Raw genomic sequence first — 6,532 nt, forward strand, 5'->3', positions numbered from 1 at the left:
TTGGTCTAAGAATGAATTTAATTGCTGGAATGGTGAATTGGATGCTCTTAAATTAACTTTCGCAAGAGATCTAATGACCCAGATATTCAAGAACTGCGCTTCTAATCTTGTTTATACTAAGCTTTTTAACGCAAGGTAAAGCACATGAGCCAAGAATTACAGATGATTGATTTGGTTGAAGGTACGGGTAAAGAAGCGGTGAAAGGCGCATTAATTACCACCCATTACACCGGTTGGTTAGAAGATGGCACCAAGTTTGATTCATCGCTTGATCGTGGTAACTATTTTGAATGCGTGATTGGTACAGGCCGTGTGATTAAAGGTTGGGATCAGGGCATTATGGGCATGAAAGTGGGTGGCAAACGTAAATTAATCGTACCGTCACATTTAGCATATGGTGAGCGTAAAATGGGCAATGTGATTCCTGCCAACTCTAACTTAATTTTTGAAATTGAGTTATATGATGTAAAAACCCGCGACTAAGTGCCAATACCTAAGATCAGTGATGGTCTTAGGTATTTTTTATGATTCTAAACATAAAGATTATTTAAAAATAAGCCACAAATTGGCTTTATTTTGCCAACTGATAATCGTTATAGTAGCGCGATAAAATGTTGTTTAACATACAGGTTGCCAAATGGGTCATATGCTTTTGATTTGCGTCATTGTTGTGGTCTTGGCGGTATTTTTATATCAATATTTAAAACTCACCAGCCCATCTACAGGCTTGCCTGCGCGTCAACCACCGCTAAAATTTTCTGCACCACAGCCGATTGATGCGCTGTTGGCACAAATGTTATTACAGCAACAGATTTTATTTGATGATGTGGCACGTTTATTTATGCAGCAATGTATGGAACAACGTGATTCACGTTTGGTATTTGCTATGCGTGATGATTTACTCAGCAAATTGCCTGAAGAGACTCAGCACGAAGTCCGCCGTTTAGACTTAGATGAATGGTCTATTTATCTGACCTTTACCACGCAATCGTATGAATATTATATTGGGCGTTATGGGGTGTTTCAGTTACATGTAGATCGTTTTGGTGAAGAACATAAATTAAGTTTATGGAAACCTGAATTTCATCCTGAATATAGCCATTTACATATGGATGAACGTCTGCAACTGCCTATGGCGCATTTATAATGTCGAATCTTGAAATCTTTGCAGTGTTGCTGAGTGTGATTGCCGTGAGCTTAACGGTCAAAAAACATATTCTATGTTGGGGCTTTAATTTTGTTGCCGCGGCATTGTATGGCTACTTATTTTATTTATATCAATTATATGCCGAAACTGTGTTGCAAGGCTTATTTATGCTAATGGCAATTTATGGTTTTTTCACTTGGAAACACACAGCCACCCAAGCATTACAGGTTCAAAATATTGCACTCCATACCGCTTTACGCCAGATGCTCGCTACTTTTATTTTGGGTTTAGTCTTTGGTTTAAGTTTACAGCATTTTACCCAAGCCGATTTACCGCTCTTAGATGCGCAATTGGTGGCGTTTAGTTTGCTTGCTACGTTTTGGGCGAGCCGTAAATACGTGGCTACGTGGGCATTATGGATTGTGCTTGATATCATTTATGTGGGTATGTTTATTTATAAAGACCTACTACTTACCGCTGCCTTGTATGCCGGTTTTATTGCTTTGGCCTGTTGGGGTTTAGTGCAATGGCAGCAAAGTCGCTTAAATTTAAGGCAAAATTAGCGTATATTGCGCTCGGGGAAAATATCGAGTGATTCAACATGGCTGAATTTATACCAAGCAGTTTAAATCAAGTAAATGCCACCAGTGGCGAGAAAAAAGTATTTAAATTTTTAGAACATTTATTTAGCGATGATGATCAGGTCTGTATTTGGTATGAACCTGAAGCTTTAGGACGTTATTCAGATTTTTTAATTTGGCATCCTGCTTGGGGATTATTAGCAGTTGAAGTCAAAGATTGGTCTAAAAGCCATTTTAAACAGCTGGATAAACTGTATTTTAGCGGCACTTTTTATAAAAATGCCCAAGTCACCTCCGTGGCGAATCCTAATGTACAGGCACGCCAATTTAGCTTAAAACTAATGGATCAGTGCAAACAAAATGCAGCCTTTTTAAATCCGCATGGTCAGTATCAAGGTAAACTGATTTTTCCTGTCAGTTATGTGGTGTTTTATACCAATATCACCCGTGCCGATGCCCAACTCATGGGCTTACTTGAACCTGCAATTACCCCACCACATAAAGCCTTATTTAAAGATGAGCTAGAGCTAGATTTAAACCAAAGCATCACGCGAGACCTGACCCAACAGCGCTTAAAACAGGCATTTGAAGGTTTTAATTTTAGCTTTTCAGCACTCAGTTATGCACAAGAAAAAGCCTTACGTTATATGATTTTTCCTGAAATTCGGGTTAATCATTTAGATCAGGCTAGTTTGTTTAGCGCACAGCCGCAAGATTTTAAAGCTCTTGATTTACAGCAAGAAAGTGTAGCTAAAAATATTGGTGAAGGGCATCGTATTTTAAAAGGTGTAGCCGGAAGTGGTAAATCTTTAGTCCTTGCCAGTCGTGCGCGCTATTTACGCCAAATTTATCCAGATTGGCAAATTTTGGTGGTGTGTTTTAACAATACCTTATGCAATCACATTAAAATGATGTTGGGCGATACTCAAGATATTGACGTACAAAATTTTCATGGCGTGGTCAAAACAATTACCCAAGCCAATATTGGCTTTAAAATGGGTGAGTCATCACAACAGTACGAACAACGCATTAATAGTTTATTTCAAGATTATCTTGCAGCGCATCCGAATACTCAGCCTTATGATGCGATTTTAATTGATGAAGGTCAGGATTTTTCTCAAGAGTGGATTCAGCTATTAAGTAAATTGGTCAAGCCACAAAGTAACAGCATTTTATTTTGTTATGACCCTGCGCAAAATATCTTTAACCGCACCAAGCCAAGTTGGAAGTCGGTGGGTTTACAGGTACAAGGTAAACGCCCGATTGAATTACTTAAATGTTATCGTAATACCAAAGAAATTTTAGATATTGCCCGCGATTTTTTAAATCCTAAAAAAATCGGTAGCCTACAAGGGCAAGATATTTATGATCGGGTATTAAATCCCGACACAGGTGAGTGTCGCCAAGGGATCTATCCAGTTACATATCATGACAGTAATCGTGAGCAACTGCTTAACTCAATCGCAAAAAAAGTAAAACGCTTATTGGCTGAAGGGACTGCACAAAACCAGATTGCCATTTTACGTGCTTATGACGCGCAATATAAAAATGACGAAAACCTACTTAATCAAGCATTTGCCCAAGAGTGTAGTCATGCCCATTTAGAGTGGGTGACCACTGCGCACGCCAAAAAGAAACTTAGTTTAGATAGCAACAGCATTAAGGTGTTGAATGTAGAATCTTGTAAAGGTTTGGAATTTAAGCATGTGTTTTTCTTAGGCTTAGACACCATGCCACGTGCCAAACGTGAGCCAGACACTGAGCGTAAATTGGCTTATGTGGCGCTGACCCGCGCACAAGAATATTTATATATCTTGGCCAGCCAACCACAAGGCTTTTACCAAGATGTGGTGAAGCTAGTCGCGCATTATCAGCAGCAACCTACAGATACGCCTACAGAAAAAGTTGAGTTACAACACAGCGATATTCACCCCCAAAATCATGTGCCGGCAGCCAAAGCCTATCAGCCATGGAATGAAGATGAAGAGGTGGAATTGATCGATGCATTTATGCAAGAACAATTGCCACTCAAAGAAATTGCCAAACGGCTTGAGCGTAATGTGGGTGCTATTCGCGCACGTTTAAAAAAGCTACGCTTATTAGAATCATGATGCTTATTGATTTTTATCAAGACAAAATTCAGCAGTTTTTAGCGTGTTGTGAGCAGTTAATGCAGTGTGAAGATTTAAAGCTGTATTCGGTGGCAGATTTTTATGCGGCATCGTGGTTAAACGATTTTCCGCAAGGCACCACATGGCGTACCAGTGGCTTAGATGATGGTGCTGAGGAATTTTATGCTGTGATTGAATTTCGCGGTTATCGTTTAACCTTGGATGTAGGGCAAACCACGCAATTGAAGTTGCTTTATCCTGTTGGCGCAATAAAACACAGTACTGATTTAAACAGATAAAAATAGTGTGGGTAAAGGTGTAAGCCTGTTCAACATCTAAGAATTAAAAAAAACCATCCGAAGATGGTTTTTAATTCTTTATTTAAATTTAAACTTTTTTGTTTAGTGTTGCATCAAGCTGTTCTTTATCTAAAGCACCGTCCCAACGCGCAACAACAATCGCAGCACAGGCGTTACCAACAAGGTTAGTCAAGGCACGACATTCAGACATAAAGCGGTCAATACCTAAAATCAAGGCCATACCTGCAACTGGTAGAGCAGGAACAACAGATAAGGTTGCTGCAAGCGTAATGAAACCTGCACCTGTAACACCTGCTGCACCTTTAGAGCTGATCATTGCGACTAAAAGGATGGTAATTTGTTCCCAAATGGTGAGATCAATATTACATGCTTGGGCAATAAATAGTGCTGCCATGGTCATATAAATGTTAGTACCATCGAGGTTAAACGAGTAACCTGTTGGAATAACCAAACCTACTACTGATTTTTCGCAGCCTGCTTTTTCCATTTTATCCATTAACGTCGGTAAAGCAGCTTCTGAAGAACTTGTACCCAAAACCAACCACAGTTCATCTTTAATATAACGAATCAAAGCAATGATTGAAAAGCCATTATAACGTGCAACTGCACCTAGAATGACTAAAATGAACAGCAGTGAAGTGACATAGAAGGTGACGATAAGCAGAAGAAGATTACCAATACTTGAGATGCCAAATGCACCAATGGTATAGGCCATTGCACCAAAGGCACCAATCGGCGCAAGCTTCATCAGCATGCCTACAAGGTGGAACACAGGTGCTGTTAAGGTGGTCATGAAGTTGGTAATAGGTTTACCTTTTTCACCCACAGCAGCTACAGCAATACCAAACAACACAGCGACAAACAAGACTTGCAGAATATCACCGCTCACGAATGGGCTAACCAAGGTCTTTGGAATGATATTCATGAAGAAATCAACCATCGAAGCATCTTGTGCTTTTTCGACAAAGCCTGAAACCTTATCGCCTTCAAGTAGGGCAGGGTCAATATTCAAGCCAGAACCTGGTCTGATAATATTGGCAACCACCATACCTACTATGAGTGCAAGTGTTGAGAAAAACATGAAGTAAATCATTGCTTTTCCTGTTACACGACCCACTGCACCCATATTATTCATACCGGCAATACCGGTGGCAACCGTTAAGAAAATGACCGGTGCAATAATCATTTTCACGATTTTAATGAAAGCATCACCAAGAGGCTTAAGGCTTTCACCTAGGTCTGGCATAAAGTGCCCAAGTAAAATACCCGCAATAATCGCAAAGATGACTTGAACGTATAAAATTTGGTAGAACTTTTGTTTTTTAGGAGGCTGACCTAGGTCAGTTGGATGTACAGCCATAAAAAAGCCTCTTAATCGTGAGTAGGAGAGAAAGCTGGGTATTTTAAGTGCTCAAGATTTTTTTGATATATTTTATGTCTCCTACATTGGTCGACTGTCTTGCTTGTATGCTGAGTAAATAGACGTTTAGTGTTGTATATTTGTAATTATTTTTTATAAAGTTTATAAGAAATAATGACTTATAATTTAATACTTTTTAAGTATAATATAATATAATATAATATAATATCTTATTTGTATATTTTTGTTTTTTTTCGGGTTGGAATATCACAAAATCATATTTTTTTCGATATGGATTGTAAGTTTTTTGCCTACATTTATGTATTTTAGATTGTTGATAGCAGCACAATGAGCTTTGTAAAAGAAGGGCTTGCAGCTTAGATTAAAGTGCAATGTAGTTGATGCAAGCTATTTTTGTTTTAAATTTTTGCTCTTATTGGATTACAGATAAGTTTAAAAAATAATAAAAATTTAAAACAAGCTTTGCAGACTGATACTGAGCAATTGTTATGGTCACGACTTCGTAATAAGAAAATTTTAGGTTTACGGTTTTATCGGCAAAAGCCAATTTTGAATTACATTGTGGATTTTTACTGTCCTGCTGCCAATTTAGTGATTGAGTGTGATGGTGTTCAGCACTTCACAAAAGAAGGATTAGAAGCAGATTGAGTTTGGGATACATTTTTCAATTGCTTTTGTGTGAATCAACTAGATTGATGTTTAAACGTAGTAATAACAAGGTTTTTGGCACTGTTTATTAATTTTTTGATGGAGGAATACCTGCACGTTTGATTAGGAAATTTTGATTAAGCTTATTATTAGATAAATTGAAGATCTTACAAATTAAAAAATATCTTATATTTATTTAACCCGAATCATGGATAAGCCTGATTTTAGATCGTTATAAATTGAGGCTTATTTTGATGACAGATTTGATATGAACCGTACCGGGTTTGTCGGAGACTTTTTATTTAAGTTAGGCCACCTGACCTAACGGGTTAATCTTATCATAG

At 38.2% G+C, this 6,532-nt stretch carries 6 protein-coding genes and 1 pseudogene; 6 read left to right on the forward strand and 1 reads right to left on the reverse strand.

Going from position 1 to position 6,532, the window contains the following annotated elements; genetic code table 11:
• The first annotated feature begins 144 nt into the window (after positions 1–144).
• From Q0017_RS12945 to Q0017_RS12965, 5 genes are all read left to right on the forward strand, one after another.
• Complete coding sequence (locus Q0017_RS12945) at positions 145–483, forward strand: FKBP-type peptidyl-prolyl cis-trans isomerase (protein ID WP_297428573.1); 339 nt, start codon at positions 145–147, stop codon at positions 481–483.
• A gap of 154 nt (positions 484–637) precedes the next feature.
• Positions 638–1,147, forward strand: coding sequence for a hypothetical protein (locus Q0017_RS12950; RefSeq protein WP_298147612.1), 510 nt, complete (start codon positions 638–640; stop codon positions 1,145–1,147).
• On the forward strand, positions 1,147–1,710 hold the full coding sequence (gene pnuC / locus Q0017_RS12955; protein WP_298147614.1) for a nicotinamide riboside transporter PnuC: 564 nt from the start codon (positions 1,147–1,149) through the stop codon (positions 1,708–1,710). The genes Q0017_RS12950 and pnuC overlap by 1 nt, the downstream gene beginning before the upstream one ends.
• Before the next feature lie 38 nt (positions 1,711–1,748).
• Positions 1,749–3,839 carry a 3'-5' exonuclease gene (locus Q0017_RS12960; protein ID WP_298147618.1) on the forward strand — a complete coding sequence of 697 codons (2,091 nt, stop codon included), beginning with the start codon at positions 1,749–1,751 and terminating at the stop codon, positions 3,837–3,839.
• Positions 3,839–4,138, forward strand: coding sequence for a hypothetical protein (locus Q0017_RS12965; protein WP_298147623.1), 300 nt, complete (start codon positions 3,839–3,841; stop codon positions 4,136–4,138). Before Q0017_RS12960 ends, Q0017_RS12965 begins: the two co-directional genes overlap by 1 nt.
• A gap of 88 nt (positions 4,139–4,226) precedes the next feature.
• Here the strand turns inward: Q0017_RS12965 and Q0017_RS12970 are convergent, their stop codons facing one another.
• Positions 4,227–5,519 carry a dicarboxylate/amino acid:cation symporter gene (locus Q0017_RS12970; protein WP_298147620.1) on the reverse strand — a complete coding sequence of 431 codons (1,293 nt, stop codon included), beginning with the start codon at positions 5,517–5,519 and terminating at the stop codon, positions 4,227–4,229.
• A gap of 447 nt (positions 5,520–5,966) precedes the next feature.
• Here Q0017_RS12970 and Q0017_RS12975 point away from each other — a divergent pair.
• A pseudogene (locus tag Q0017_RS12975) lies at positions 5,967–6,185 on the forward strand (endonuclease domain-containing protein); the annotation flags it as partial.
• Positions 6,186–6,532 lie beyond the last annotated feature (347 nt).

This window comes from uncultured Acinetobacter sp. (assembly GCF_947624825.1).
GTDB lineage: Bacteria > Pseudomonadota > Gammaproteobacteria > Pseudomonadales > Moraxellaceae > Acinetobacter.